This is a genomic window from Clostridium saccharoperbutylacetonicum N1-4(HMT), assembly GCF_000340885.1.
Lineage (GTDB): Bacteria > Bacillota > Clostridia > Clostridiales > Clostridiaceae > Clostridium > Clostridium saccharoperbutylacetonicum.
Genome location: NC_020291.1, coordinates 4,175,501 through 4,201,920, shown reverse-complemented (window position 1 = coordinate 4,201,920; position 26,420 = coordinate 4,175,501). Strand labels below are relative to the sequence as shown.

The window sequence follows — 26,420 nt, the reverse complement described above, 5'->3', positions numbered from 1 at the left end:
GAGGTGATAAAAATGACAAATTACAAATTTATTACAAAGGAAGATGAAAATCAAGCATCAAATGCATCAAATACACAAAATCCAGGAGCAAATAGAAAGAGACATAAACCAGTTAAAGGACTTCCTAGAATATAAAACAATATATTATTTTAAGGCTATGTGATTTATGATAGAACATTCAATATATTACTAGTTATAATATGATTCTGTATTCTGAAGTGAATTCTTCTAAACCCTCAAGTTTCCTATAAATATATTAATCTATAAATATATTAATCTATAAAAATATTCAAATATATTAATATAAACCTTTAAAAATATAAATATATTTAAATAATAATATATGTTTATTTAATGAGAATAAAAGGTTATTATTAAGCTATATTAAACTCAATATTTAATCAAAAGATAGAAGGGGGAAGAGATTATGGATATGACAAAAACTAAAATAAATATAGGTTGGAACTTTGATAATAGTTATGCTAGATTACCGGATGTGTTTTTTACAAAGCAAAGTCCTGATAATGTTCCATCACCTAAATTAATAATTTTTAATCATTCTCTTGCTTTATCATTAGGTTTGAACGAAAAAACTACAGAAAATATTGAAGTGTTTGCTGGAAACACTTTACCTGAAGGTGCACATCCTATCGCGCAAGCTTATGGGGGCCATCAATATGGGTATTTTAATATGTTGGGAGATGGGCGCGCTGTATTACTTGGAGAGCAAATTACTCCGTTGGGTGAACGTTTTGATATACAGCTTAAGGGTTCAGGAAGAACTAGTTATTCTAGGCGAGGTGACGGCAAAGCAGCCCTTGGACCAATGCTACGCGAATATATAATCAGTGAAGCAATGCATGGCCTAGGAATTCCAACAACTAGAAGTTTAGCAGTTGTAACTACAGGAGAGTCAGTGTTTCGTGAAAATATTTTAAAAGGTGCAGTTTTGACTCGCATTGCAGCCAGTCATATTAGAGTAGGAACTTTTCAATATGCTAGAGAATGGTGTAAAGTTGAAGAGCTAAAAGCATTAGCTGATTATACATTAAAGAGACATTTTTATAATGAGGTAAATCATGAAAATAAATATCTTTTTTTACTTCAAGAAGTTATCAAACGTCAAGCTTTATTAATAGCTAAATGGCAGCTAGTGGGCTTTGTTCACGGTGTTATGAATACAGATAATGTGTCTATAAGTGGAGAAACTATTGACTATGGTCCTTGTGCCTTCATGGATAACTATGATCCTGCAACTGTTTTTAGTTCAATTGATAGTGAGGGTAGATATGCTTATGGTAATCAGCCATATATTGCTGCATGGAATCTTGCGCGATTTGCTGAAACTTTATTACCATTACTTAATAATGATAAGGAAAAAGCTATTCAATTAGCAGAAAATGCACTTTCAAATTTTACAGAATTGTATCAAAATAATTATGAATTAGGAATGAGACAAAAGCTAGGAATATTTAATGAGGAGCCGAAGGATAATCAGCTTATTAAAGAACTACTTAGTATTATGTATAAGTATGGTGCAGATTATACAAATACTTTTAGGGAATTAACACTTCATGAATTTTCAAATACGGAAATGTTCAAAAGTGAGGATTTTGATAAGTGGTATAAGAAATGGCAGGAAAGACTTAGTAGACAGATGGAATCAAAGGATTACGTTCAAAAACTTATGAAAAATTCTAATCCAGCAGTAATTCCGCGTAATCATAGAGTAGAAGAAGCACTAGAAGCAGCTGAAAAACAAGAAGATTACAGTGTAATGGAAAAACTTCTTAGTGTTATATCCAAACCTTATGATTACTCTATAGATCAGATTGAGTATACTACATTGCCAAAAAAATCTGCCTGTAATTATAGAACTTTTTGTGGTACTTAAAAAGCTTATTTATTTTATAAAAGTTCTAATTAATACTGCATATCTCAATTTAAGAAATTCTTAAAGGAAAAGTGAATTAGTTCTTATTGGTTATAAAATAAAAAGATGTTGTGTAAGCACAATGTTATTAAGTTGGTATTGAGGCAATAGACTTAGGTCTAAATCAAAAGTGGGAGAACTCTTTAATGAAGGAGTTCTTCCACTTTTTTGTTCATGTGCATGACAAAAAGACTGTGTAAGCAGCAGCTTTTTATTTTGGAAAATATTTTTTGAATTCATATGTAATTGGTAACAATTAGCTATTTATATCATATAAAAAAATAAGTACAGAAACATTTTGTACTAATACGATTGACAAACTAGGATAATGTTGATAATATTAATTTATTCCTACAGGAATTATATGATTTGAAAATTAAAGGGTGATAGATAATGAATATTGACTGGAATTTTGTAATTACTAGTTTACCGTTATATGAAAAAGCTGCATGGCTTACACTAAAATTAGCTATATTAGGGATAGTATTGTCGTTAATAATAGGATTAATGTGTAGCATAATATTGTTTTTTAAAGTTAAGGTAATAGATTTGATTGTACAAGCGTATATAGAACTTTCAAGAAATACTCCATTGCTTGTACAAATATTTTTTTTGTATTTTGGATTGCCTAAATTTGGATTGAAATTAAGTGAAAGCACTTGCGCAATAATTGGACTAGCCTTTCTTGGAGGAAGTTACATGGCGGAAGCTTTTAGAAGTGGATTGGAGGCAGTAAGTAAAACACAAATTGAAGCTGGAACAAGTATTGGTCTTTCAAAACTTCAACTTATAAGATATGTAATAATTCCACAAGCCTTTTCAATTAGTATGCCTTCAATAAGTGCTAACTGTATATTCTTGTTAAAGGAGACTTCGATATTAGGAGCAATATCTATAATGGATCTTACCAATTTAACAAAAGATTTGATCGGAATGTATTATAGAACTTTTGAAGCTCTTGCAATGCTTGTGATAGTTTATCTCATTTTGATTCTGCCTTTGTCATTTATTTTGTCTTGGCTTGAAAGGAAGGTGCGATATGCAGAATTCGGGATTTAATGTTATTTTTCAAGGAAATAATATTGGGCGATTATTTGAAGGTTTATTTATCACAGCAGAAATTGCTTTTATATCTATTATCTTAGGTTCGCTTTTAGGAATATTAATTGGTCTTAGTAGAACTACTAAATCTAAGCTAGTGCTTTTTGTAAATAGAGTTTATCTTGAAGCTTTTAGAATAATACCAACACTGGTATGGTTATTTATCTTTTATTTTGGGGTTACTACTGCATTAAATATTAATATTAGTGGTGAGATAGTTTCTATTATAGTGTTTACGCTTTGGGGAGCAGCAGAGATGGGTGACATAGTCAGAGGTGCATTAGAATCTCTACCTAAGCACCAAATTGAATCAGGTAAAGCACTAGGAATGAATAACTATCAATTATATAGGTATATATTGATACCTCAAGCTATAAGGAGAATGATACCAGGAACTATAAACCTAGCTACTAGAATGATCAAAACTACTTCACTTGTTGTTCTAATAGGTGTTATAGATGTAGTTAAAATTGGACAACAGATTATTGAAAGCTCTAGATTTCAATTTCCTACTGCTTCATTTTGGATATATGGTTTAATATTTTTCTTATACTTTATAATATGTTTTCCATTATCTAAAATATCAAAGAGATTAGAAGCAAAGTGGAATGATTAGGAGGAATTGCATGAATAAGAATAATAGTCCTGTTTTGCTTGAAATTCAGGATATTCATAAAAAATATGATGAAAAAGAAATATTAAATGGGATTAATTTGACTCTGCATAAGGGTGAAGTTTTAGTTGTTCTAGGACCTTCAGGGTGTGGAAAAAGTACACTTTTACGTTGTCTAAATGGCCTTGAGAAAATTCAAGGAGGGGACATAAAATTTGGGGATACAAGCTTCACAGCAAAAAATATAGAATGGCAGAAGATTCACGAAAAAATAGGAATGGTATTTCAAAACTACGAATTATTTCCTCATATGACTGTTATAGAAAACATACTACTTGGGCCATTAAAGGTTCAGAAAAGAGATAAAACTGAAGCTCTTGCTCAAGCTGAACAGCTATTAGATAAAGTTGGGTTATTAGACAGAAAGGACTCGTTTCCTCGTCAGCTTTCAGGAGGTCAAAAGCAGAGAATTGCTATTGTTAGAGCCTTGTGTATGAATCCAGAAATTATTTTATTTGATGAAGTAACTGCCTCTCTAGATCCTGAAATGGTTAGAGAAGTTTTAGATGTTATTTTAGGGCTCGCTATGCAAGGAATGACTATGGTAATAGTAACTCATGAAATGGCGTTTGCAGAAGCTGTAGCAGATAGAATCATTTTTATGGATAATGGTAGAATATGCGAAGAATCAAAACCAGATGAATTTTTTACAAATCCAAAGACTGAACGTGCAAAGCACTTTCTAAATATATTTCAATATTAAATATTATTAATGGGGGATGAATAATTATGAAAAGAATTAAAAAAATTATGGCAACATTGCTTTTAAGTACTATAGTAATTGGAGGGCTAACAGGTTGCGGTAATTCAGCAGCTACAAGTGCAAATAAAGGTGACTCTAATTCAAGCACTACATCATCAAGTTCAATTGATGAAATAAAAAAACGTGGGACTATAAAAATAGGAGTATTTAGCGATAAAGCCCCATTTGGATATGTTGATTCGAATGGAAAAAATCAAGGGTTTGATGTTTATATTGCTAAGAGATTTGCAAAAGATCTTCTTGGAGATGAATCGAAGGTTGAATTTGTTTTAGTTGATGCTGCTAGCAGAGTGTCATATTTAGAATCTAAGAAAGTAGATATAATAATGGCAAACTTTACAGTTACTGATGAGAGAAAACAAAAAGTAGATTTTACTAATCCTTATATGAAAGTATCTCTTGGAGTAGTTTCACCGGATGGGGCTAAAATTACTTCAGAAGATCAGCTAAAAGGTAAAAAAATTATCGTAGCAAAAGGAACAACTGCAGAAACTTATATGACAAAAAATCATCCAGATGTTGATTTAGTGAAATATGAGCAATATTCAGAAATATTCCAAGCATTAAAAGATAAACGTGGGGATGCAATATTAAGTGATAATACAGAAGTTATTGCATGGGCTAAAGAAAATCCTGGATTTACTGTTGGCATAGCATCGCTTGGAAGTGCAGATACGATAGCACCAGCTGTAACTAAGGGAAATACTGAACTTAGAGACTGGGTAAATACAGAACTTGAAACTTTAGGTAAGGAAAATTTTATTCATAAGGCTTATGATGAAACTTTAAAATCAGTTTATGGGGCAGAATTTGAAGATAGTCTTGTAGTTGAAGGTGGAAAAGTACAATAAAAAACTAAAGATTGTTTTAAGAAGGATGTGGGTATTTTGAAACCACATCCTTTATTGCGTGTGAATATAATTTGGGGAAATTCGACAGCCTTTTTAAGTAGCCAAAAGTGTAAGATTATGCTAATATTATTAAAGAGGACAGCTAATAATTGTAATCTCCTTTAAGGAATTGTAATAAGAGGATATGACATTTTTAGCATAATATGTGTTTATTTTTACAATAACTTTTAAATGTTGAATTGGAAAATAATCAGTACATTTGGAGGTGGATATAAGATGAGAGTTGTAAGTGTTACAAGCCTAAAGGGTGATGAAATATTAGGAAAACAAATTTTTGATGAAAGTGGTAGAGTTTTACTTAGTGTTGGAGTAAAGCTGAGACCTTATTATATTGAGAGAATCAAAGAATTAGGCATACAATCAGTATATATTGATGATGATTTGTCAAAAAATGTTGTTATTGAAGAAAGTATTTCTGAAAAAACTAGACAAATGGGCAAACATGCAGTTAAAGAAATGATTGGAAAGTATTGTCGTGAAGGTAAAACTGATAGCAGTAGTGTTATGGATTCTGTAACTTCAGTAATTGAAGATATTATTTCAAATAAGAACGTATTGATAAATGTGTCAGAAATAAGTTCAAGTGACAACAACTTGTATTCTCATTCAGTAAATGTATGTGTATTGGCAACAATAATAGGTACTCATATGGGATATAGTATGTTAAAGCTTAAAGATATTGCTTCAGCTGCAATAATGCATGATATAGGTAAAATAAAACTATTAAATGATAAGAAGATATTGGCTGAATATACAGATAAGGATGAGCTAGATAAGTATGTTGAAGTTATGCATCCAAAGGTTGGATATGATTTTTTAGGGGAACAGCAAGTCTGGAATGCAACTGTTAAGGTGGCAGCACTAATGCATCATGAACGAATTGATGGGAGTGGTTATCCTTTAAAATTAAAAGGTGATGAAATAAATCAAATAGCAAAGCTAGTAACTATATGTGATGTTTTTGATAATTTAATAACTGGTAGGAATAATAATGAACCAAAACCAGTATCAGAAACGATAGAATATCTTGTTGGAATGAGCAACGTCTATTTTGATGCTGAAATTGTAAATAAATTCACAATGAATATAGCAGCATTTCCAACTGGAAGTGGAGTTGTATTGAGTTCCAATGAAAAAGGGCTTGTAGTAAGGCAAAATAACTCAATGCCAACGCGTCCAGTGGTGAAAATTATATATGATAAAAGTGGAAATATATTATTAGAACCTTATGAAATGGATTTGCTAAAGGAATTAACTCTTTTTATCGCAAAGACTTGTGATATTTAGATTGGGGGAGAGATGTATGGGTGATGGGAGTAAAACTACAAATATTAGTTATTCCAATGACTATCTAAAGCAGATTTATAATACGTTTCATAAATTTTTGGATGTAGATTGGATTAATTATCAAAATAGATTGAAAAATTCTTTGGAGGAAGTAGGAACATTTTTTAATTTAGATAGAATTTATATTTACTATTTTTCTAAAGATCCCACTTTTATGAAAATAGAATGTCAATGGAATAATGAAGGTATACGCCCAAAGAGAACGGTTGAAGAGGAAGAAGTGGTATATGCCCTTCCATGGCTTATGCGTGAAATTAAGAGCAGCGATTTTGTTGCAATAAATAGTACTGAGGAACTTCCAAAGGATGCTGTATTTGAAACTGAAGTTTTTAATAATGAAGGCATAAAGGCTGCACTTATAATTCCATTAAAAAGTGAAAATAAATTAATAGGTTTTATTGGGTATGAAAGTCTGTCAGAGAGTGTACAATGGGAAGAAGAACAAATCAAAATATTAACTGATATTTCACGCGCGTTTTCTAATACAAGAGCGAGATTAACAAAGGAAAAGGAATATGAATCAATACTTGATGGGCAAGCTATTTTACTTAATAATTGCGAATCACAGATTTGGGCATTAAAGAATATTACTTCATATGCAACAGTAAATGAAGCTCATGCTGAGTTTTTTGGATTAAACAAAAGTGATTTAGAATATCAGGATTTATACGATATATTTAGCATTGATATTGCCAATAAATTATCTGAGCTCAATTGGGATTTGTTTAGAAAGAATGAACCTTCAAAAACTGAAATTGAACTTGAAAATGGTAAAGGAGAAAAGAGGCTGCTTCAAATTAATAGTAATCCTTATAGGGATGAAGCTGGGAATACAAAATACCTTGTATGTACAGCTGAGGATATCACTGAGCAACGTAAGGCTGAAAAAGAATTATTAAAGGCAAAGGAGCAGGCAGAGGCAGCTAATGTTGCTAAGAGTCAATTTTTAGCTAACATGTCCCATGAAATTAGAACGCCGATGAATGGAATATTTGGTTTCCTTGAATTACTCCAAACTACTGAACTATCTTTAGAGCAGGAGGAATTCATACGTGAAGCAAAATCAGCATCTGAAATTTTACTATATATTATAAATGATATATTAGACTTTTCTAAAATCGAAGCTAAAAAACTTGTAATGGAAAGTATTAAATTTAACTTAAGAACAACTATTGAAGATGCAGTTTCACTTCTTTCTCATAAAGCAGTTGAAAAAGGACTTGAAATCTATGTAATGATTAAAGATGGTGTACCAGAAGAAGTTATAGGAGATCCATCAAGGATTAGACAGATATTAAATAACCTTATAAGCAATGCGGTTAAATTTACAGAAAGCGGTGATATTTCTGTTTCTGTTGATTATGAAGAGAAAGAAAATGATATGGCTAATCTTTATTTTGAAGTAAAAGACACAGGAATAGGAATACGTAAGGAAGATATTCATAAGTTATTTCAATCATTCAACCAAGCGGATGCGTCTACTACAAGAAAGTATGGTGGAACTGGATTAGGACTTGCTATATCGAGTGAATTGGTAAAAATGATGGATGGTGAAATGAACGTTGAAAGCGAATTTGGAAAAGGTTCAACTTTTAAATTTAATGTGAACTTAAAGATAGCCAAAAGATCTTCAGAACCAAAATTTGATCTTGAAAAACTTAAGGGAGTAAACATCCTTGTTGTAGATGGTAATGATAATAATAGAGAATCTATAAAATCATATTTTCATGGAGCAGATATTAACTTATTTGAAGCTAAAGATGCAGGGGATGCAATTACTACAGTTATTAAAAATTCGAATTCAAAAAATAAAATTGATGTTGCTATTGTAGACTACAGAATGTCTGATATGACAGCATATGAATTAGCAACCACATTAAAGAGTATACCAATTGCAAAGGATATAAAATTAATTCTTTTAACTTCATCAGCTAAAATTGTAGATAGTAAAGCAGCTAAAGAATATGGTTTTTCATCGTATCTATCAAAACCTATTAGAAAGGACGACTTAATTAGTTGTATTGCCATATTATTGGGACTTGAAGAAGATCATGAAGAAGAACAAGAAGTCGTTATAAAGCATACTGTTAAAGAGATTAAGCATTCATTAAAACCAAAGATTTTATTAGTTGAAGATAATGAAATTAATCGTAAAATAGTTATTGGTATACTAAAATCTAGAGAAATGACTTGTGATATAGCAGTAAATGGTAGTGAAGCAGTGAAAGCAGTATTAGAAAGAGATTATGATGTGGTTTTCATGGATTGCCAAATGCCAGTTATGGATGGTTATGAGAGTACCGCTAGAATAAGGGAACTTGAAGGAGAAAAAAAGCATACAACAATAATTGCAATGACAGCTAATGCTATGGAAGGCGATAGTGAGAAATGTATTCAGGCAGGTATGGATTATTATATAAGTAAACCTATTAATTTTGAGCTTATGTTTAGTATGATAGAGTCAAATACTAAAACTAGAGAAATCACTATAAACTTTAATAGTATAATAGATGATTATATTGATAATTTTGCTGAAATTTCAGGGCTAGATAAAGAAGATGCAAAAGAAATCTTAGAGGATTATGTAAGATGTTTACCTGATTTATTTACCGGTATTGACGAAGCTATTGAAAATGAAGATTTTGAAAAAATGGCAAGGCTTACCCATGAATTAAAAGGATCCTCAGGAACTCTGAGAATAGATTCCATTCATAAATTAGCAATAAAGCTAGAAGAGAAATCTCGAAAGCATGAAATAGAAGAGTGTGTTAGTATATTTACTGAAATGAAAAAATTGTTTAATTAAATTATAAAGCAAATAAAATAATATATAATATATAAGAGGGAGTTTTAGTATGAAAAAGGTGTTAATAGTTGATGATTCGTCTTACATGAGAATGATGGTAAGGAAGGTTGTTGAAAAAGGTGGGTTATGTATATCTTTTGAAGCAGCATCAGCAGGGAAAGCATTAGAAATATTTAAGAATGAAAAGCCAGATATTGTGACTCTTGATTTGAATATGTCAGAGTTTAGAATGGATGGTATGAATTTGCTAAGTGAGATGATAAAAATGAATCCAGAAGTTCATGTAGTTGTTGTTACTGCAATAGGATATGAGGATGTTAAAGAAAGGTGCATGGCTTTAGGAGCTAAAGGATACTTAATAAAACCATTTAATGCTAAAGAACTATTGAACGTATTACCATTAAATGATGATGAATTTAGTATAGATGGAATTGTTAGTGAATCGATTGAAAAAAAGAACACTGAAGAGGTTTAATTTGAAGAATTAAGATCAGTGTGATATTGTTGAAATAAATAAACATACATATAATAAGGTTGGATAGTGAAAATATAACTTTCCAACCTTATTTTTCATTTATTGCATGAAATTCAGTATCAATTGGATTTATAGTAATATCTTTTTCAAAAGCTTTTTTTGTTTTCCCAGAAACTTCAATAACAAGTTTGTAATTTTTTGCACTAACTATTTCCGGAAGATTTTCAAAAACAACATAACCTTTTTGATCATTATGTGAAGATATATTTTTATTCATAAGAATATTCTCTGATAAAATATTTATGTTAATGGTTTTAGGGTCAGCTTCGTCATCATTTATTAGTAAAATTTCGTTTTTGTAACATTTGTCTCTAACTTCAGGAATAATTGCAGAATATGAATTAGATTCATCAATTAATTTTATTTCTACAATATCGAGGGAAGTAGTTGAAAGATTTTTCAACGTCAAGTATACAATTATAAGATTATTTTCATAATAATTCGGAGCATTAATAAAATAACTTTTGAAAATATCATATGAAATTATTAAGTTGGGAAGAGATTCTATGTATTTTCTATATTTATTAAGTAAAAGAAAACTATCAATTGTCAATAATAAAAGAAAAATAAATATCAATATATTTAAATTTGCTTGTATAAAAGATATCATTTTAAAAACCACCTTTCGTCTAATTTTATCATAAGTCAAATAGAAATGAAATTAATGGAGAGTTTATACTTGTAATTAGAGAAAGAACCAATGTGCTTCAAAATGAATAAAATAATAAAAATAGTTTTTTACCAATGAATATAAAGAGATTATTGTGAAGCAGGTGTTTAAAATGAATTGGGCGATTGTTTTTTATAATATTATGATGAATATAAGACAAGGATATTATTCATTTTTAGGTTCTGGATCTTGCAGGAATGTCTTTGATTTAGGAAATGGGTATGTAGTAAAAATTGCTAAGAATATGGCAGGAATTGCTCAAAATAAATCGGAATATAAAATTTCTAAAAGCGATAAATCAAAATTATTTGCAAAAATTATTCAAATATCAAATGACTCAAGTATGCTTATAATGGAAAAAGCAGATAAGCTATATAATCTTTCGTATATATGGGAATATTTTAATGTGAAAAATGAAATAGAACTTTTTGAATTAATGGAATTCCAGAAGATTAAACATGAATATAATTTAGAATTAGGTGATCTTGAGAGAAAAAGTAGTTGGGGAGTAATTAAGGGACATCCTGTGATTATAGATTATGGTTTTACAAAAGAGGTTAGTCAAAAATATTATTTTTAATACAAAAGTAATTGAGAGGTTTTTGTATAACTATTTTTTATTGTCTAGGAAAGTATAAAAATTTCGATTTTTTTAATCCAGTTATATTAACGCTTAAGAATGATATGGCTTGTAAAAATGTGATTAAAAGAGAGCATGGAGCAGCCACTTTTGTTCTGTTTAAAAGAATAGAAAACATGTATAAAAAATTCAAATCTATATTCATGTTTTCTATCTTTATTTTATTGCAAATTGTATTAAATATATTTATATGACATAAAAGGCTTTCAAGGTTATTATTTATAAGCATTATTACAATAATTAATATAATTTTATCATTTTCAAACGCGCATATTTGAATTTTGTTGAAAAAAGATAAATCTATAGCTCAAATTAATAAATATATGGTAAAGGACAAGTTAGGATACACAAAAGGAAATAGCAGTAGCTATTACAAGACTTTATTTATTATATCCAATCTCAATTAAGAAATCTCCCAAATCTTTATCTAAATTCATTATATGATTTTTAATCCAATCAACCAAATTTTGATGGATATTTAAAGCCAATACGGTTGATACTCCATGTGCTTCAAAAATCTTTCTGAATTCTTTAAGATCCTTCTTAAAATTTTCGTGCTGCATTTGTTGTATATCAAGTAAAGGATAATTTGTCTTTTTTTGAATTTCTTCTTCCTCAGTAAAATGTTTAATTACATATTCTTCAAGAAAGTTTAGTGCATTAATTATATCTGCACTACTTTTTTCATTCTCTATAGATGAAAAGAATTGGTTAACGAAATTTATTAACTCCTTATGTTGATCATCGATAATATCGACTCCTATTGATAGACTGCAATTCCAAGTTAAATTCATAAAATTTACCTCCATAAAATAATTAAAACTAAGTTATATATTCTACAAATTATAAAAAAAACCTTCATTTAATAATTATATATAGATAATATTTTTAATGATTTTTGTAAATTAGAGTTATAATTTTTTTATTAAATTCAAAATATTATAAAGCATTGGAAATATAATGCATAAATAAATTTTTCAAGTCTATAATAAAATAGGAAAAATGAAATTTTATTAGATAGGAGAGATGAAGCATGTACGAAAAAATCCAATTACCATATGCCTATAATTCATTAGAACCATATATTGACGCTGAAACTGTGGAAATACATTATACCAAGCATCTTCAAAAATATGTGGATAATTTAAATGAACTTTTAAAAGGATATGAGAAATATACAGAAGGCAAATCTATAGAACAATTACTTGCCAATGTTAATGAATTACCGGTGAGGATAAGACAGGGGGTAATTGATCAAGGTGGTGGAGTAGCAAATCATAACTTATATTTTTCTATTTTATCACCAACTGCCAAAAAAGAACCAGAAGGTATATTATTAGATGCTATAAATAGCGCTTTTGGAGATTTGGAAAAATTAAAGTCAGAGGTGAGTAATGCTGCAGTAAGCCAATTTGGTTCTGGGTATGGTTGGTTAGTAAAAGATGAAGACGGAAAACTATCAGTAAAAAAGACTTTAAATCAAAATTCTCCTTTAATTGAAGGGTTAATACCAATTTTAACTATAGATGTTTGGGAGCACGCATATTACTTAAAATATAAAAATTTGAGACCTGATTATGTTAAAAATATTTGGAATATAATTGATTGGAAAAAGATTGAAGAATTATATATAAGATAAGGAAACTTTTTTGAAGTAAAACTAGATATAAAATAATAAAATAGTGAGATATGAAAATTTAATCCTATAGCATTAATGAAATATATTATAGTGGAATTCTTTCATCCTATAATTCAGAAGAATTTTAGAATGAAAGAATTTGTTTATGTTATAAAATTTAAAAGAATGAATTTATTAATCTTGATTTATTTTATAACGATAAGTTCGTATTCTCGAGTTCCAAGACCTATTTTATCAGCATGTTCAAGACATGTACGCCATTCAGATTCAGGTGTAGAATTTGTAAAATGATCATGATGATCTTTAAAATCATGCTTAGATATGTTATCTGCTAACTGGCTGTTTGGTAAAGGTTTAGCTGACAGACAAGCATCTACACATGCTTGATCAAGTGCCAATGGATCAAAGGAAGCAAACATACCTAGGTTCGGAAGGATTGGAGCATCATTTTCGCTGTGACAATCGCAATTTGGTGAAACATCAATGACAAGAGATATATGAAAGCAAGAACGACCATCTACTACAGCCTTTGTATATTCTGCCATACGGCAATTTAACTCTCCATTAGCTGCATAGCTTGCAAACTCGATTGCATTAAAATTACATGCACCAAGACAACGACCACAACCAACACAGTTTTCTTTATTTATTGTCATTTTCTTTTTCTCAATATCGAAAAACAAGCCATTATTAGCACATTCACGTTGGCATCTTAGACAGCCTCGACATTGTTCCTCTATAATGTGTGGCTTACCGTTAATATGTTGATCCTTTTTTCCAGCACGAGAACCACATCCCATACCAATATTTTTGATTGTTCCGCCAAAACCAGTCATTTCATGTCCTTTGAAGTGGGTAAGGCTGATAAATACATCAGCATCCATAATTGCATGTCCTATTTTAGCTTCTTTTATATATTCACCACCTATTACAGGAACTGCAATATCATCAGTACCTTTTAATCCATCACCTATTATAACAGGACATCCTACTGAAAGAGGAGTGAAGCCGTTCTCCCACGCACATTCAAGATGCTCAAGGGCATTTTTACGGCTGCCAGGATATAGAGTGTTACAATCTGTAAGGAATGGTTTACCACCAAGTTCTTTTACAATATCAGCAACCGCTCTTGCATAATTTGGGCGAAGATAACTTAAGTTTCCAAGCTCACCAAAATGCATTTTGATGGCAACTAACTTATTATCCATGTCAATTTGGTTTATACCTGCATCTTTAATTAATCTCTTTAGTTTTGTAGGAAGTCCCTCTCCTAATTTGGTACGAAAGTCAGTAAAATAAACTTTTGATTTTTCCATATTTAATCGCTCCTTGTATAAAAGTTATTAATTTAATTTATCACGAAACCTGACTTAAATGTTAGGATAATTTAAGTTATTATAACAATAAGAAATAATTATCCAAGTGAAAAAAGCCTAAAGCCTTATATTTTAGAAAAAATATCTGCTAAAATTTTAGTTTCATTTTTATTATAGAACTTAGAGTTAACTCAAAGTCAATAGTTTTTTAATAATTAGACCCTAAAATGAAAAGTTAATTTCTTGTTTGCAATATTAAATTCGTGATTAATGACTTTAGTCTTGCACTACTTTTTTGATAAAATTTACCTTAAATGAAATTTGAAGTATCATTTTATTAATATAAGTAGAATTTAATCCATAGCAAAATATTGTATAAATTAAATGATCATGGTACTATTAATAATGTTTACAAATTAAATGGGGAGAAAATATGGAACAAGCACAACCAGTTATATTGTTTATAGTAGGGATATTGTTTTTTGCATTTATCATTCACAAGATTAGTTCAAAGTTTAAGGTCAACATAAAGGATGTTAATGTGCCAGGCAAATTGATGATGTTGTAAAAAAGTTATTTTTCAAGGTCTTTCAGCAAAGTCAGAAAAAGAAGATTTTGCAATATTTATATCAAACTTAAAAGATATGGTGAAATAAAAAGTTGAGAGGAATTTAAGAGGAGGTTTCGTTTTGGGTGAGTTATCAAAGTTATCTAATATAGGAAAAGAAGTTGAAAGACAGTTAAATGAAGTTGGTATATTTACTTGTGAGGAATTAAAAAATATTGGTACAGAAAATGCATGGTTAAGAATACAAGAAATTGATATATCTGCGTGCATTCATAGATTGTTAGCACTTGAAGGAGCAATTCAAGGAATCAAGAAGACAGAATTATCAAAGGAACGTAAAGCAGAACTCAAAGATTTTTATAATAAACATAAAATTGAAATATAGTTATATAACTTAATATTACTAAAAGTCAAATGTTATTTATGAAAAAAATTAATAAAGTATGGTATAATTAAGTTGTTACAAAATTATTATGCAGAAAATATGGAGGAATTAATCATGGAAATAAACGATAGAGTTGAATTTTTAGAAAATGATAATAAAGGGAAACAAGGAACAGTAATTAAGCTAATGGGAGATCACAGCGCTGTTGTTGTAGTAGACGGTGAAGAAGATGATGTTCCAACTTTAGCAAGAGTTACTAATTTAAAAGTAATTAGTAAATAAATATCATTAAAAAGTAATGTAATATTTAATAAATTTAAAAAAGCATTTTCTTGCTTCAAGAAAATGCTTTTTTGTATTTATAATACCAAAGGTTATAGGTGTCCATGATTAAAAATATGGATTAAAAAATCGTATTTAACATAAAGTGTATGCTAATACGATTTTGAAGAAAATATTAAGCTGGATAATTTAAATTTTCTTCTTTTATATTTAATAAAATTTCCTTAAGAAATTTATTTGCTAAATATTTAGCCATTGGAAGATTCATGTCTAAGTAATTACCACAGTCTCTTGCAGAAGCCCCAGGAATATCACCTTCAAACTCCGCTATAAATTTATAAAGCTCAGTAAGTAATGGAACTATATCTTTTGATTTGTAATCACCATGCAAAATTAGATAAAAACCAGTTCTGCATCCCATTGGACCAAAATAAACCGTTTTGTCAGCATATTCGTTATGATTTCTTAAAAATGTGGCAGCTAGATGCTCAATAGCGTGCATTTCTGCAGTATTCATAACTGGTTCGAAATTTGGTCTTGTCATTCTTATATCAAAAGTTGTAAGAACTGTATCTCCAAACTTATCTTGTCTTGAAACATATACACCTGGAAGTAAATCCAAATGATTAATTGTGAAACTTGCTATCTTTTCCATTAATATCACTCCTCAGTATCTAATAAATAATAAACTATATTACTTTATTTAGTAATTCTATCTTTACGTTTGTTTCTATTAAATTGTAGCATTAGAAGATTCTATTATCAATAGAATCTTCTAAATATGAATATTTGTAGAGTTTTTCATTTAGCAGAATAACTTAAAATACTACATGATTATTTTATATAGATATAGTATAAAAGGAATTAGTAGAAATATGTAGAAATAATTACTAATGACAGAATGAAAATGATTTATAAAAAAGTGGGGGATAAAATTGCAGAAAAGTAAAAGGATTATAAGCATATTACTAACTTGTGTATTATTTATATTTATGATTTCGTGTAGTAAAAATGAGAACATGCAAACAGAAAAAACTGATATAAATACAATGATTGAAACAAAAACAATTGGGAATATGGTGAAAATTCATTATATTGATGTAGGCCAAGGGGATAGTGAATTTATTCAAGTTGAAGATAAAAATATATTAATTGATGCAGGAACTAGTGATAGAAAAGCGTTAGATTATTTAAAGTCACTTGGCGTTAAAAAATTAGATTATGTAGTTGCAACACATCCTCATGAGGATCACATTGGAAGCATGGATGATGTAATTAAAGCCTTTGATATCGGAAAATTTTATTCACCAAAAGTTACTACAACTACAAAAACATTTGAAAACTTGATAAATGCATTAAAAGAAAAAAATCTAAAATTAACTGTACCAAAAGTTAGTGATGAATTGACTATAGGAAATGCTACTCTAACATTTTTAGCTCCTAATAATAATCAATATGAAAATTTAAATAACTATTCTATTGTATGTAAATTGAAATATGGGAATACAAGTTTCATTTTTATGGGAGATGCTGAAGAAGTAAGTGAAGGTGAGATATTGCAAAAGCAGTTAGATATAAAAGCTGATGTAATTAAAGTGGGACATCATGGAAGTCGTTCATCATCAACAAAAGCTTTTCTTGAAAAAGTAAATCCTAAATATGCAGTTATTAGCTGTGAAAAAGGAAATGATTATGGTCATCCCCATAAGGTTACTATAGATAAACTTAATGCTAAAAACATTAATGTATTTAGAACTGATTTAGAAGGAACTATAATTGCTACAAGTGATGGCAATGAAATAACATTTAATACAAAACCAGTAGATAAAATAGCAGATATCCCCGGAAATCCTAAGAAAAATTAAAAAGTTTTAAATCATAAATTGCCATTTTAATAAGTGGCAATTTATGGCCTAAAGTAGATATTTTAATAAAATTCCACAGAACCTCCACCAATTATTATAATTATGTAACCATAATCAAGAGGTTTTAAAATATAATTAGGAGAATTAGGTTCAAGACGTATAAATTCTTGCATCATTTGATTAGAATCAAAAATAATAACAACGGCTCTGCCAGTAGAAGAAGAGTTTTTGATATTATAAGAAGAACCAGTAACTAAACCTGTGTCGGTAAAATTATAAAGTCCTTGTGTGAATGATTTTGTGTCAGAAAAAGCAATATTGATATTAAAAGTAAATGTGAAAAATATAAAAATAAATAATAGAATTGAGAATTTTTTCATTATAGCATCCCTCTTCCGTAATTTTAATGTTATTAATATAAATATCTATTTAATGAAAGAAGATAAAATTAAAAAATATAAATCATTACTATTTTTTCCTTAATAGCTTACAATAGAAATTTAATTATCAAAATTTATTGTTTTACTTTGAATATAATTTTATTCAATATATAGAATATAATTTTTTTTAACTTTAAGTTCTATATAAAAATAGTTAGTGAAAAATTAATATATAAAAATGATTATTATTTAATTGTTTAATAAATGTTTAGCAGCATTTATAAAAATATTGTCGTTTTATGGAATTGATTGAATAAAATATCAAAAGTTTTGATAAATAGTGCGTGTAATTGCTGCTGATAAAATAAAATTATGTTATAATATAGAAAATGGACTAAAAATGTCAAATTGATGTGGGTATAAAATGGGAGGGAAGAGAAAAATGAAATGGATTAACAATTTAAAAGTTGGTAAAAAGTTAACATTGCTGGTGGTATGTTCCCTAATTGGTCTGATTTCAGTAGGTATAGCTGGGTATTATTACTTACTGGATTCTAGTAAAAATCTTGATTCTATGTATAATGAAAGATTATTGTCTAGTGAAGCTTTGAATGAAGGAAGAATACAAGAAGAGGCTATTATAGCAGATATTTATCGACTTATGGCAACAAGTGATAATAAAGAAAATGAAACTTTGTCTAAAGATATAAATGATAGAATTAGTGAGTTTAATAAAAATTTGGATAATTATAAAAAAATGAAGTTAGATTCTTTTGAAATAGATAAAATTAAAGAATTAGAAGGAAATATAGCAAAGTTTAGGGAAGGTAGAACAAATGTCCTTAAATTAGCCATGGATAACAAAAATGAAGAAGCATATAGTGAATTTGTTAAAAATGTTGATAAATATGCTCAAGCAGTATTAACTAATTTATCAGAACTTGGTGGTCATAATAGGCAAACAGCAGAGCAAATTTATAATAGTAATAAAATAAGTTTTAGCAAAGCAGCGATAATATTCATTTGTATAACTGTTATGGTAGCAATATTGATAATTTTATTAGGAATATTAATAACAAAGCGAATTACTAAGAGGTTAAATGAAATCGTTGCATTTGTGGATGAATTAGCTAAAGGTGATTTTGCAATTTTTGTAAACAAAGAAAGTTTAGAGGATAAGAGTGAATTTGGAATTGTGTCTAATGCAATTGAAAAAATGAGAAGCACTATACATGATTTAATTAAACAGATAGAAGATTCATCAGAGCAGCTAGTTGTTTCAGCAGAAGAGTTAAATTCTAGTGCTGAACAATCAGCTGATGCATCAAGTCTTGTAGCTTCAGCAGTGACAAATATGGCTGATGGAGCTGATAAGCAAGTTTCCTTAGCAAACGATACTACTCAAGTAGTTGGAAATATATCTGAGAAAATACACAATGTATCTGAGAATACAAAATCAGTCTCAAAATTAACGGAAGATGCTAAAACTTCAGCTAATGCTGGTGGAGAAGCTGTAGAAAAAGCAATTAAACAAATGGAATTAATAGAGAAAAAGACAGATGAAACAGCAGAGATTATTAGCGAACTTGAAGAAAAATCAGCTATGATTGGACAGATTGTAGATACAATTAATAGTATTTCTGAACAAACAAACTTACTTGCGTTAAATGCTGCTATAGAATCTGCAAGAGCTGGAGAAGCTGGAAAAGGTTTTAGTGTGGTTGCAGAGGAAATTCGAAAACTTGCTGAACAATCACAGTTGGCCACAAAAGAAATAGCTGAAATTATTAATGAAGTTCAAAATAAAACAAGTAATGCTGTTACAGTAATGAATGAAAATTCAAAAGAAGTTGATAATGGTGCAAAAGTTGTTAATTTTGCTGGTACAAGCTTTAATGAAATACTTAAAATGATAAGAAAAATAGCAGAGCAGATTCGTGAAATCTCAGAATCTATAGCCGATATAAATAATGGAACTAAAGCTTCAGTTAATTCAGTAAACAATATTCAAAGTATAAGCATGAAAATAGCAGATGAATCACAAACTATATCAGCTGCAGCGGAAGAACAATTAGCTTCAGTTGAAGAGATAGCAACCTCTAGTAAAATTTTGGCACAAATGTCTGAAGATTTGAAAGATATTATTCAAAAATTTAAAGTATAATTCTTAATTTAATAATAGCTATAGATATCCAAAGCAAGAATTAGAGATATGCGGAACTTACCGAAATTAAACACATATTTATTACAGCGGACTTATGAAATTTTCGCTGGATGGGTTCTAAGTGGAAGGTTGCACCCATTTCTGCATGTTCCTAAAGTAAATTTATGACAAGCAGAAAGTGGAACAACCCTCCACTAATAACCATCGCAGCTTAATTTCATATGCCGCTTGCACAAATATGTATCTAATTTCTAGTGTTACGATTATAATTTCTCAATGATGCATGTATATTCCATTTATAAGTTTGATTATTATTTGGACATCTATATATAAATCTAGTAAGTGAATAGACGTAGTCTGTCATATAAGATAAACAAAGATGAAAAATGACAGTTAAAAAATATTTTATTAAACACCGCGATATATAATCAGCGGTATTTTTTATTATTCAATAATAATTACAATTTGTGATATAATTTACTTGCGATAGTAAACTAATGACAAATAAAAGCATTGAATATTTAAAGTGATTATTCTCTTTAAAATTTTATATATGTAAAATTTTTCATTGGCAGCGAAGAGAAAATCTTATATTATAATAGATAATGCTGTTTAGATGATAATGTGACAGAGAGTGGGGAAAGATTAAAGGATGGTTGTATTTGAAAAATGTGAATTTGATGAAATAAAAGATAAGTTATGCGGGTATTATAGGGAAAATGACATATTAATAGAATCCTTTTTTGAGGAACATGTTATTTCCTCTGATTTTTTTCATATAGTATTGGATGAAGAAAAAATAGGATATTGTGGTATTTATAATAAAAAATTGCTAACATCATTTGGTTTAGATAATAAGTATAATTATTTGGCTCAAGATATATTTACAAAAGCAAAATACTTAGAACAAGTATCTGAAGCATTGGTACCTACTGGAGATGAATTTTTGTTGAGTCTATGTTTAGATGATTTTGATAGTTTGCACAAACAAGCATATTTTACTAGAGATTTAGATTTAAATAATGAAAATAATTGTGCTATAAATTTGAGGTTAGCAATACCTTTAGATGCACAAAGTATAGAAAAATATAGTGAAGATTTTTTTGATGATATAAATAAATATATTAATAACAAATTTATTTACATAGCAGAAAAGGATAATGAATTAGTGGGATTTGGCATAATTGAACCTGGTATAATAAGAAATGATTTGCAGAGCATTGGAATGTATGTTAGAGAAGAGTACAGAAGACGAGGAATTGGCACTTGTATATTAAATGAATTGAAGAAAATTGTTAAAGTAAGAAATAAGAAAGCTATTTCTGGTTGTTGGTATCATAATTATAATTCGTTAAGAACTCAATTTAAATCAGGAAATTACTGCTGGACAAGATTACTTAAGGTAAAATTTTAGCTTCGGAGGCTACAGATGAAGTTTGAAAATATTGGAGAAAATTATTATGAAGTATAAACTAGTTTGTATTGATTTAGATGGAACTCTTTTAAATAGTAAACGTAGAATTAGTGAAGCTTCAAAAAAAATACTCAAAAAAGCTGAGGAGCTCGGAATATATATTGTAATAACCACGGGGAGAACTTTTCTTGACGCTAAGGACTATTCAAATTTAATAGGATTAAATTCACCTATTATTGCTTGTACTGGAGCTATTGTTAAAGAAAAACATGAACCTGATGTTATATATAAGAGTACTATAGAGGAAGAGTTAAGTAGAAAATTATTAATAATATTAAAGAAGTATAATGCAAAGCCAATTTTTAATTCATTAAGTAAAACATATTGTGGCAACTTAATAGTAGCTACTATAATGAGATATCTAAAATTCAAAGGTTATGTGAACAGATCAGTTAAAATAGAGTTTGTAAAAAATAGCGAAAGATGGGATGAAGTCTTTCATAGTGAGAAAAATAATATAGTAAAATGTGAGATTATAAGTAGAAGTAGGAATAAAATAAATAGCCTTAGAAAAGAATTATTAAATATGAATAGCATTGAAATTACAAGCTCATCTAATCATAACATTGAAATTACCACCAAAGGAACCTCAAAAGGAAATGCCATTAAAATACTTGCTGATCATTATAAAATAAAAAAAGAAGAGATAATAGCAATAGGTGATAGCGAAAATGATCTGTCGGCTATTGAATTTGCAGGTATGGGAATTGCAATGGGCAATGCAAGTGATGCTGTAAAAGAAATATCAAATTTTATAACTGATACAAATGATAACGATGGAGTAGCTAAGGCTATAGAAAAATTTATTTTTTCAAAATATTAAATTTTCATATATGGTTCTTCGAACTTTATCTAATCGAGATTTCAGGATAATTAAATATTGTTAATTGAGACTTACATAAATTGAAGAGGCTAATTAATTCCCTATTATAACTAACTAATAGTTTATAATAGGGAATTAATTTTTTATTAGTAAAAATTATGAAAATTAATCAAATGTTCACAAAAAGTTAAAAAATGAAAAGGTATAAATGTTTGAATGTTGGAATAAATAGGAATAGAATATGAGTGGTTGAAAAAACTAAGAATAAAAATTGTGCATAAATATAGTTTTAGTCGTAAGAATGAGGTGAAGTATGGACTTAGTAAAAAAATATGAAGAATTAACTAAGAAACAAGCAGAAGTAAATCCTAAAAATGCATATAAAATGATAAAGCTAGGACTTTTTTTAGAAAAACAAATAGTAAAGTTTTCATCTCAAGAAGTCCCAAAAGCTTATAAAGAATTGAATTTAATTGCAATCAACTCAATCTTAAAAGGCTTGAGAGAGCCAGAGAATTCTGCATGGGTTAATATTTTTACTCCTGTAGAAATATTACAATGTTTTAATATCAATCCAATATCTTTAGAGTGTATGTCTTGCTTTATGTCAGGCTTTGAATGTGAAGATTTTGTCAATGAATATGCTGAAAATATAGGAGTGGCAGAGACATTGTGTTCTTATCATAAAGGGTTTATAGGAACTGTTGAAAGTGGGATTTTGCCAGAACCTAAATTTGCATTTACAACTTCAACTTGTTGTGATGGAAATGTAAACACAATACGTTATCTTGGAGAGAAACATAGTATAGATTCATACGTTTTAGATATTCCATATGAATATTCTATAGAAAATGAAGAATATGTAGTTACTCAATTGAAACATATGATTGCTATGCTTGAAGAAAAGTGCAATAAGAAATTTGATATAGAAAAATTATCGGAAATATTACAAAGAGAAAATGAATCAAAAGAATCCTTTAAAGAATTTTTAAAATACCAAAAAACAAAGTATTATCCTAGCTCTTTAACATTGCATATGTATATGCTTTTTGCATCACATGTAGGTATAGGAACTAAGGAAATATATGATTTTTATAAATTATTAGCTCAAGATATACAAAGCTATCCAGATAGTGAAGGCTTAAAGGTATTTTGGGTTCATCTTTTGCCATATTATCAAGAAACTATGAAAGAATACTTTAACTTTAATCCTAAATATCAAATTCAATCTTATGATACAAATTTTGATTATATGGAAGAATTAGATATAGAACATCCGTTGGAAGCATTAGCAAAGAAATTAATTTTAAATATATATAATGGGTCTTTTGAAAGAAAGATTGAAGCAATAAAAAATGCAGTTGATGAACTTGATTCGCAGGCAGTTATTAATTTCTGTCATTGGGGTTGCAAACAGTCTGCCGGTGGAGTAATGCAGCTTAAACAAGCAATGAAAGAAAAAAATATTCCTATGCTTATTTTAGATGGAGATTGTATGGATAGGCGTAATTGTCATGATGGTCAATTAAAAACTAGGTTAGAAGCATTCTTAGAAATCTTAAAAAATACGGAGGTACAGAAATGATTGGATATACCTGTAAATATACACCTATAGAAATATTTACTAGCTTAGGTGTGGAAATTAAGAGAATTGAGCCAAATGTGACAAGCTATGATAAAGCTGAAACTATGATGCACACAAATTTATGTTCATATGTTAAAGGTGTATTAGAGGATGCTATTTTAAATGACTATGAAGGTATAATATTAACAAGCTGTTGTGATAGTACAAGAAGACTTTATGATACTTTAAAGGAAAATTTTCCAGATAAATTCATATATATATTAGACTTACCAAGAAAGGTTAATGAAGATTCTATAAAAATATACGAATCAGTTGTTACTGAAATGATAAGAGCTTATGAAGAATTTAGCCATAAGAGCTTTGATGAGAAAAAACTTAAAGAAGTCTGCGATTCTATAAAGAGTGATAATATTAAACCATCCAAGGGATTAAATATTGGATTAATGGGTGCAAGATGCAATGATGGAATTGTTGAGATGATTGAAAAGTATAATGCTAATATTTTGTTTAATATTTCATGTACTGGAGATGATAGGAAGTACAATTTAAGAAATGATAACATATATAGTGATTATATAAGGGATTTATTAAGTAAATTGCCATGTTTACATATGGCAGATATTAGTGAGAGAAATGATTTTCTTAAAAAGCAAATAAAAAATTTAGATGGAATAATTTATCATACTGTTAAGTTTTGTGACATTTACTCATATGAATATGCTGACATTAAAGGGAATTATGATATTCCAGTATTAAAGGTGGAAACAGATTATACCAAACAATGTGAAGGACAAATAAAAACAAGAGTAGAAGCTTTTGTTGAATCATTAAATGCTAATAAAGAAAAAGGTGATAACAATATGGATAATAACGATAGCTTGTTAAATAAAGCATTTGAAGAAAGTTCTGCAGTAACAAAATACGTGATGGGAATTGATAGTGGTTCAACTTCTACTAATGCTGTTATTCTTAAGAACAATAGAGAAATTGTTGCATATACGATTGTTAGAACAGGAGCAAAAAGCAGTGAAAGTGCTAAAAGGGCCCTGGAAGAAGTATTGGAAAAGGCTAGATTAACCAGAGAAGATCTTTCATTAATTGTATCTACTGGTTACGGAAGGGTAAGTATAACCTTTGCTGACAAAGAAGTAACAGAAATAAGTTGTCATGGAAAAGGAGCACATTATTTGAATTCCAATATTAGAACAATTATAGATATTGGTGGACAAGATAGTAAAGTTATTAAGTTAAATGATAAGGGTGAAGTTATTGATTTTGTAATGAATGATAAATGTGCTGCTGGAACAGGAAGATTTTTGGAAATGATGGCTAGAACTCTGGAAATTGATATAAAGGATATGGGGCCAGAATCTTTAAAATGGAAAGAGGATATAAAAATAAGTAGCATGTGTTCAGTTTTTGCTGAATCTGAAGTAATTTCACTTATTGCTCAAAATAAAGAAAAAGCAGATATTATTCATGCATTAAATCAATCAATATCAAGTAGAACTAATGCTCTTCTTGGAAGAGTTGGAAAAGAAAGTGGATTTATGATGACTGGTGGAGTGGCACAAAACATAGGGGTAGTAAAAGCAATAGAAGAAAAAGTTGGAGAAAAATTATTCATTTCAGATGAACCAGAAATAGTTGGAGCACTAGGAGCAGCTATATTTGGACTTGAGGACTTGAAGTTATAGGTTTATAAAAATCAAAGGTTGAAAATAGTAAAATGCCACATTTGCAAAATGAATATGTGGTGTTTTTTTTATATTCTGTCATGAAGAAGATTAGCTGTTAGAATTATTCGCATTATATTTGGAAAGTTAGTTTTTATATTCTTTATGATTAATAGAAGTCACGAATATGTTATAATCAATAAGCGATATCAAAATACAACTTACAAAGTAGGAGGCAAAATGGAGTCTGAATTTAAAGTCAAGCAAGTTACAAAACTGTATCAGAGTTGTAATAAATGTGGAATACCAATGATAAATTGCATCTGTAGTATTGCGCCAAAGATAAAGTCTAAAGCAAAAATATTGATTTTATCAACGGAAAGCGAATTTTATAGACCTTCTAATACAGCAAGATTACTGAAATTAATTAATCAAGAATCAACGGAATTAATATTATGGGAGAGAACAAAGCCTCCTAAAAAATTAATTGAATATATTAATAGTAAAAAATATGAAACATATATATTGTTTCCTACAGAGAACAACGCTTTACAAAAAAGAGAATTTAAAGATGAAATTTCTAAAAAGATTCCAGTTTTTATAATTTTGGATGGTACATGGAAAGAAGCTGCTAAGATATTAAGAAAAAGTGATTATTTATATAAGTTACCAAGGATTTCATTAAATCCAACTCACAAGTCAGAATATGAGTTGAGAAGAGGAGCATCAGAAGGTGAATTGTGCACAATCGAAACAGCAATTGAAATCCTTAAATTAAACAATGAGTTTAAAAATGCACAAGTAGTTAAAGACACCTTTGATTTGTTTATAAAAAGGTTTAAAGCGGGAGCAAATGGAGTAAAGTTAAGCAATTGAAAAATCTT

Annotated in this window: 26 protein-coding genes; 21 read left to right on the top strand and 5 right to left on the bottom strand. The window is 28.9% G+C overall.

From position 1 onward, the window contains the following. Nucleotides 1-12: 12 nt before the first annotated feature. The 9 genes from CSPA_RS30810 (at nt 13) to CSPA_RS18810 (ending at nt 10,009) form a co-directional block, all read left to right on the top strand. Entirely contained in the window at nt 13-135 is a 123-nt protein-coding gene (locus tag CSPA_RS30810) for a hypothetical protein (protein ID WP_015393954.1), read from the top strand. A 292-nt stretch (nt 136-427) separates the two neighbouring features. After that, nucleotides 428-1,894 (top strand): protein adenylyltransferase SelO, encoded by a 1,467-nt coding sequence (locus CSPA_RS18845; RefSeq protein ID WP_015393953.1) that lies wholly within the window; start codon nt 428-430, stop codon nt 1,892-1,894. 432 nt (nt 1,895-2,326) lie between these two features. Further along, a complete protein-coding gene (locus tag CSPA_RS18840) occupies nt 2,327-2,992 on the top strand; it encodes an amino acid ABC transporter permease (RefSeq protein WP_015393952.1) in 666 nt (221 codons plus the stop codon). Further along, nucleotides 2,973-3,650: an amino acid ABC transporter permease gene (locus CSPA_RS18835; protein ID WP_015393951.1), complete on the top strand. Its 678-nt coding sequence runs from the start codon at nt 2,973-2,975 to the stop codon at nt 3,648-3,650. Before CSPA_RS18840 ends, CSPA_RS18835 begins: the two co-directional genes overlap by 20 nt. A 10-nt stretch (nt 3,651-3,660) precedes the next feature. Then, the gene (locus CSPA_RS18830; protein WP_015393950.1) at nt 3,661-4,410 is read left to right on the top strand and encodes an amino acid ABC transporter ATP-binding protein; all 750 of its coding nucleotides are present in this window, start codon (nt 3,661-3,663) and stop codon (nt 4,408-4,410) included. A 26-nt stretch (nt 4,411-4,436) separates the two neighbouring features. Beyond that, complete coding sequence (locus CSPA_RS18825) at nt 4,437-5,321, top strand: cysteine ABC transporter substrate-binding protein (protein ID WP_015393949.1); 885 nt, start codon at nt 4,437-4,439, stop codon at nt 5,319-5,321. 276 nt (nt 5,322-5,597) lie between these two features. Then, nucleotides 5,598-6,668: an HD-GYP domain-containing protein gene (locus tag CSPA_RS18820; protein WP_015393948.1), complete on the top strand. Its 1,071-nt coding sequence runs from the start codon at nt 5,598-5,600 to the stop codon at nt 6,666-6,668. A 16-nt stretch (nt 6,669-6,684) separates the two neighbouring features. Beyond that, nucleotides 6,685-9,534 carry a response regulator gene (locus tag CSPA_RS18815; protein ID WP_015393947.1) on the top strand — a complete coding sequence of 950 codons (2,850 nt, stop codon included), beginning with the start codon at nt 6,685-6,687 and terminating at the stop codon, nt 9,532-9,534. A 49-nt stretch (nt 9,535-9,583) separates the two neighbouring features. Then, complete coding sequence (locus tag CSPA_RS18810) at nt 9,584-10,009, top strand: response regulator (RefSeq protein ID WP_015393946.1); 426 nt, start codon at nt 9,584-9,586, stop codon at nt 10,007-10,009. Between the two features lie 88 nt (nt 10,010-10,097). On the opposite strand, the gene CSPA_RS18805 is transcribed toward CSPA_RS18810, so the two are convergent. Continuing rightward, nucleotides 10,098-10,679, bottom strand: a complete 582-nt coding sequence (locus CSPA_RS18805; RefSeq protein WP_015393945.1) for a hypothetical protein — start codon at nt 10,677-10,679, stop codon at nt 10,098-10,100. 172 nt (nt 10,680-10,851) lie between these two features. Between CSPA_RS18805 and CSPA_RS18800 the strand changes: the two genes are divergently transcribed. Further along, a complete protein-coding gene (locus CSPA_RS18800; RefSeq protein WP_015393944.1) occupies nt 10,852-11,319 on the top strand; it encodes a hypothetical protein in 468 nt (155 codons plus the stop codon). A gap of 440 nt (nt 11,320-11,759) precedes the next feature. On the opposite strand, the gene CSPA_RS18790 is transcribed toward CSPA_RS18800, so the two are convergent. Further along, nucleotides 11,760-12,173, bottom strand: coding sequence for a bacteriohemerythrin (locus CSPA_RS18790; RefSeq protein ID WP_015393943.1), 414 nt, complete (start codon nt 12,171-12,173; stop codon nt 11,760-11,762). A gap of 239 nt (nt 12,174-12,412) precedes the next feature. On the opposite strand from CSPA_RS18790, the gene CSPA_RS18785 reads away from it, so the two are divergent. Further along, the gene (locus tag CSPA_RS18785) at nt 12,413-13,018 is read left to right on the top strand and encodes a superoxide dismutase (protein ID WP_015393942.1); all 606 of its coding nucleotides are present in this window, start codon (nt 12,413-12,415) and stop codon (nt 13,016-13,018) included. A gap of 185 nt (nt 13,019-13,203) precedes the next feature. Here the strand turns inward: CSPA_RS18785 and CSPA_RS18780 are convergent, their stop codons facing one another. Continuing rightward, the gene (locus tag CSPA_RS18780) at nt 13,204-14,334 is read right to left on the bottom strand and encodes a DUF362 domain-containing protein (protein WP_015393941.1); all 1,131 of its coding nucleotides are present in this window, start codon (nt 14,332-14,334) and stop codon (nt 13,204-13,206) included. 433 nt (nt 14,335-14,767) lie between these two features. Here CSPA_RS18780 and CSPA_RS30805 point away from each other — a divergent pair, with 433 nt between their 5' ends. From CSPA_RS30805 to CSPA_RS30290, 3 genes are all read left to right on the top strand, one after another. Then, nucleotides 14,768-14,902 carry a hypothetical protein gene (locus tag CSPA_RS30805; RefSeq protein WP_015393940.1) on the top strand — a complete coding sequence of 45 codons (135 nt, stop codon included), beginning with the start codon at nt 14,768-14,770 and terminating at the stop codon, nt 14,900-14,902. A gap of 121 nt (nt 14,903-15,023) precedes the next feature. Next, nucleotides 15,024-15,287: a TfoX/Sxy family protein gene (locus CSPA_RS18775; RefSeq protein WP_015393939.1), complete on the top strand. Its 264-nt coding sequence runs from the start codon at nt 15,024-15,026 to the stop codon at nt 15,285-15,287. 114 nt (nt 15,288-15,401) lie between these two features. Continuing rightward, complete coding sequence (locus CSPA_RS30290; RefSeq protein WP_015393938.1) at nt 15,402-15,569, top strand: hypothetical protein; 168 nt, start codon at nt 15,402-15,404, stop codon at nt 15,567-15,569. Between the two features lie 175 nt (nt 15,570-15,744). On the opposite strand, the gene CSPA_RS18770 is transcribed toward CSPA_RS30290, so the two are convergent. Beyond that, a complete protein-coding gene (locus tag CSPA_RS18770; RefSeq protein ID WP_015393937.1) occupies nt 15,745-16,224 on the bottom strand; it encodes an S-ribosylhomocysteine lyase in 480 nt (159 codons plus the stop codon). A 280-nt stretch (nt 16,225-16,504) separates the two neighbouring features. On the opposite strand from CSPA_RS18770, the gene CSPA_RS18765 reads away from it, so the two are divergent. After that, nucleotides 16,505-17,434 carry a ComEC/Rec2 family competence protein gene (locus tag CSPA_RS18765; RefSeq protein ID WP_015393936.1) on the top strand — a complete coding sequence of 310 codons (930 nt, stop codon included), beginning with the start codon at nt 16,505-16,507 and terminating at the stop codon, nt 17,432-17,434. Nucleotides 17,435-17,496: 62 nt separating this feature from the next. Here the strand turns inward: CSPA_RS18765 and CSPA_RS18760 are convergent, their stop codons facing one another. Beyond that, on the bottom strand, nt 17,497-17,814 hold the full coding sequence (locus CSPA_RS18760; protein ID WP_015393935.1) for a hypothetical protein: 318 nt from the start codon (nt 17,812-17,814) through the stop codon (nt 17,497-17,499). 442 nt (nt 17,815-18,256) lie between these two features. Between CSPA_RS18760 and CSPA_RS18755 the strand changes: the two genes are divergently transcribed. The 6 genes from CSPA_RS18755 (at nt 18,257) to CSPA_RS18730 (ending at nt 26,412) form a co-directional block, all read left to right on the top strand. Next, nucleotides 18,257-19,978: a methyl-accepting chemotaxis protein gene (locus CSPA_RS18755; protein ID WP_015393934.1), complete on the top strand. Its 1,722-nt coding sequence runs from the start codon at nt 18,257-18,259 to the stop codon at nt 19,976-19,978. A 652-nt stretch (nt 19,979-20,630) separates the two neighbouring features. Beyond that, complete coding sequence (locus tag CSPA_RS18750) at nt 20,631-21,392, top strand: GNAT family N-acetyltransferase (protein ID WP_015393933.1); 762 nt, start codon at nt 20,631-20,633, stop codon at nt 21,390-21,392. A gap of 46 nt (nt 21,393-21,438) precedes the next feature. Beyond that, the gene (locus CSPA_RS18745) at nt 21,439-22,275 is read left to right on the top strand and encodes a Cof-type HAD-IIB family hydrolase (RefSeq protein ID WP_015393932.1); all 837 of its coding nucleotides are present in this window, start codon (nt 21,439-21,441) and stop codon (nt 22,273-22,275) included. Between the two features lie 313 nt (nt 22,276-22,588). Next, a complete protein-coding gene (locus CSPA_RS18740; protein ID WP_015393931.1) occupies nt 22,589-23,860 on the top strand; it encodes a 2-hydroxyacyl-CoA dehydratase family protein in 1,272 nt (423 codons plus the stop codon). Further along, entirely contained in the window at nt 23,857-25,557 is a 1,701-nt protein-coding gene (locus CSPA_RS18735) for an acyl-CoA dehydratase activase (protein ID WP_015393930.1), read from the top strand. Before CSPA_RS18740 ends, CSPA_RS18735 begins: the two co-directional genes overlap by 4 nt. Nucleotides 25,558-25,776: 219 nt before the next feature. Beyond that, a complete protein-coding gene (locus CSPA_RS18730; protein WP_015393929.1) occupies nt 25,777-26,412 on the top strand; it encodes a tRNA-uridine aminocarboxypropyltransferase in 636 nt (211 codons plus the stop codon). The last annotated feature ends 8 nt before the right edge of the window (nt 26,413-26,420 follow it).

What these genes read in the sequence shown, in the direction of transcription:
- CSPA_RS18830 (WP_015393950.1), top strand. Translation starts at nt 3,661, where the DNA reads ATGAATAAGAATAATAGTCCTGTTTTGCTTGAAATTCAGGATATTCAT.
- CSPA_RS18820 (WP_015393948.1), top strand. Translation starts at nt 5,598, where the DNA reads ATGAGAGTTGTAAGTGTTACAAGCCTAAAGGGTGATGAAATATTAGGA.
- CSPA_RS18800 (WP_015393944.1), top strand. Translation starts at nt 10,852, where the DNA reads ATGAATTGGGCGATTGTTTTTTATAATATTATGATGAATATAAGACAA.
- CSPA_RS18755 (WP_015393934.1), top strand. Translation starts at nt 18,257, where the DNA reads ATGAAATGGATTAACAATTTAAAAGTTGGTAAAAAGTTAACATTGCTG.
- CSPA_RS18810 (WP_015393946.1), top strand. Translation starts at nt 9,584, where the DNA reads ATGAAAAAGGTGTTAATAGTTGATGATTCGTCTTACATGAGAATGATG.
- CSPA_RS18760 (WP_015393935.1), bottom strand. Translation starts at nt 17,814, where the DNA reads ATGAAAAAATTCTCAATTCTATTATTTATTTTTATATTTTTCACATTT.
- CSPA_RS18730 (WP_015393929.1), top strand. Translation starts at nt 25,777, where the DNA reads ATGGAGTCTGAATTTAAAGTCAAGCAAGTTACAAAACTGTATCAGAGT.
- CSPA_RS18805 (WP_015393945.1), bottom strand. Translation starts at nt 10,679, where the DNA reads ATGATATCTTTTATACAAGCAAATTTAAATATATTGATATTTATTTTT.
- CSPA_RS30810 (WP_015393954.1), top strand. Translation starts at nt 13, where the DNA reads ATGACAAATTACAAATTTATTACAAAGGAAGATGAAAATCAAGCATCA.
- CSPA_RS18840 (WP_015393952.1), top strand. Translation starts at nt 2,327, where the DNA reads ATGAATATTGACTGGAATTTTGTAATTACTAGTTTACCGTTATATGAA.
- CSPA_RS18750 (WP_015393933.1), top strand. Translation starts at nt 20,631, where the DNA reads ATGGTTGTATTTGAAAAATGTGAATTTGATGAAATAAAAGATAAGTTA.
- CSPA_RS18790 (WP_015393943.1), bottom strand. Translation starts at nt 12,173, where the DNA reads ATGAATTTAACTTGGAATTGCAGTCTATCAATAGGAGTCGATATTATC.
- CSPA_RS18745 (WP_015393932.1), top strand. Translation starts at nt 21,439, where the DNA reads ATGAAGTATAAACTAGTTTGTATTGATTTAGATGGAACTCTTTTAAAT.
- CSPA_RS18770 (WP_015393937.1), bottom strand. Translation starts at nt 16,224, where the DNA reads ATGGAAAAGATAGCAAGTTTCACAATTAATCATTTGGATTTACTTCCA.
- CSPA_RS18780 (WP_015393941.1), bottom strand. Translation starts at nt 14,334, where the DNA reads ATGGAAAAATCAAAAGTTTATTTTACTGACTTTCGTACCAAATTAGGA.
- CSPA_RS18740 (WP_015393931.1), top strand. Translation starts at nt 22,589, where the DNA reads ATGGACTTAGTAAAAAAATATGAAGAATTAACTAAGAAACAAGCAGAA.
- CSPA_RS18835 (WP_015393951.1), top strand. Translation starts at nt 2,973, where the DNA reads ATGCAGAATTCGGGATTTAATGTTATTTTTCAAGGAAATAATATTGGG.
- CSPA_RS18735 (WP_015393930.1), top strand. Translation starts at nt 23,857, where the DNA reads ATGATTGGATATACCTGTAAATATACACCTATAGAAATATTTACTAGC.
- CSPA_RS18825 (WP_015393949.1), top strand. Translation starts at nt 4,437, where the DNA reads ATGAAAAGAATTAAAAAAATTATGGCAACATTGCTTTTAAGTACTATA.
- CSPA_RS30290 (WP_015393938.1), top strand. Translation starts at nt 15,402, where the DNA reads ATGGAAATAAACGATAGAGTTGAATTTTTAGAAAATGATAATAAAGGG.
- CSPA_RS18845 (WP_015393953.1), top strand. Translation starts at nt 428, where the DNA reads ATGGATATGACAAAAACTAAAATAAATATAGGTTGGAACTTTGATAAT.
- CSPA_RS30805 (WP_015393940.1), top strand. Translation starts at nt 14,768, where the DNA reads ATGGAACAAGCACAACCAGTTATATTGTTTATAGTAGGGATATTGTTT.
- CSPA_RS18815 (WP_015393947.1), top strand. Translation starts at nt 6,685, where the DNA reads ATGGGTGATGGGAGTAAAACTACAAATATTAGTTATTCCAATGACTAT.
- CSPA_RS18785 (WP_015393942.1), top strand. Translation starts at nt 12,413, where the DNA reads ATGTACGAAAAAATCCAATTACCATATGCCTATAATTCATTAGAACCA.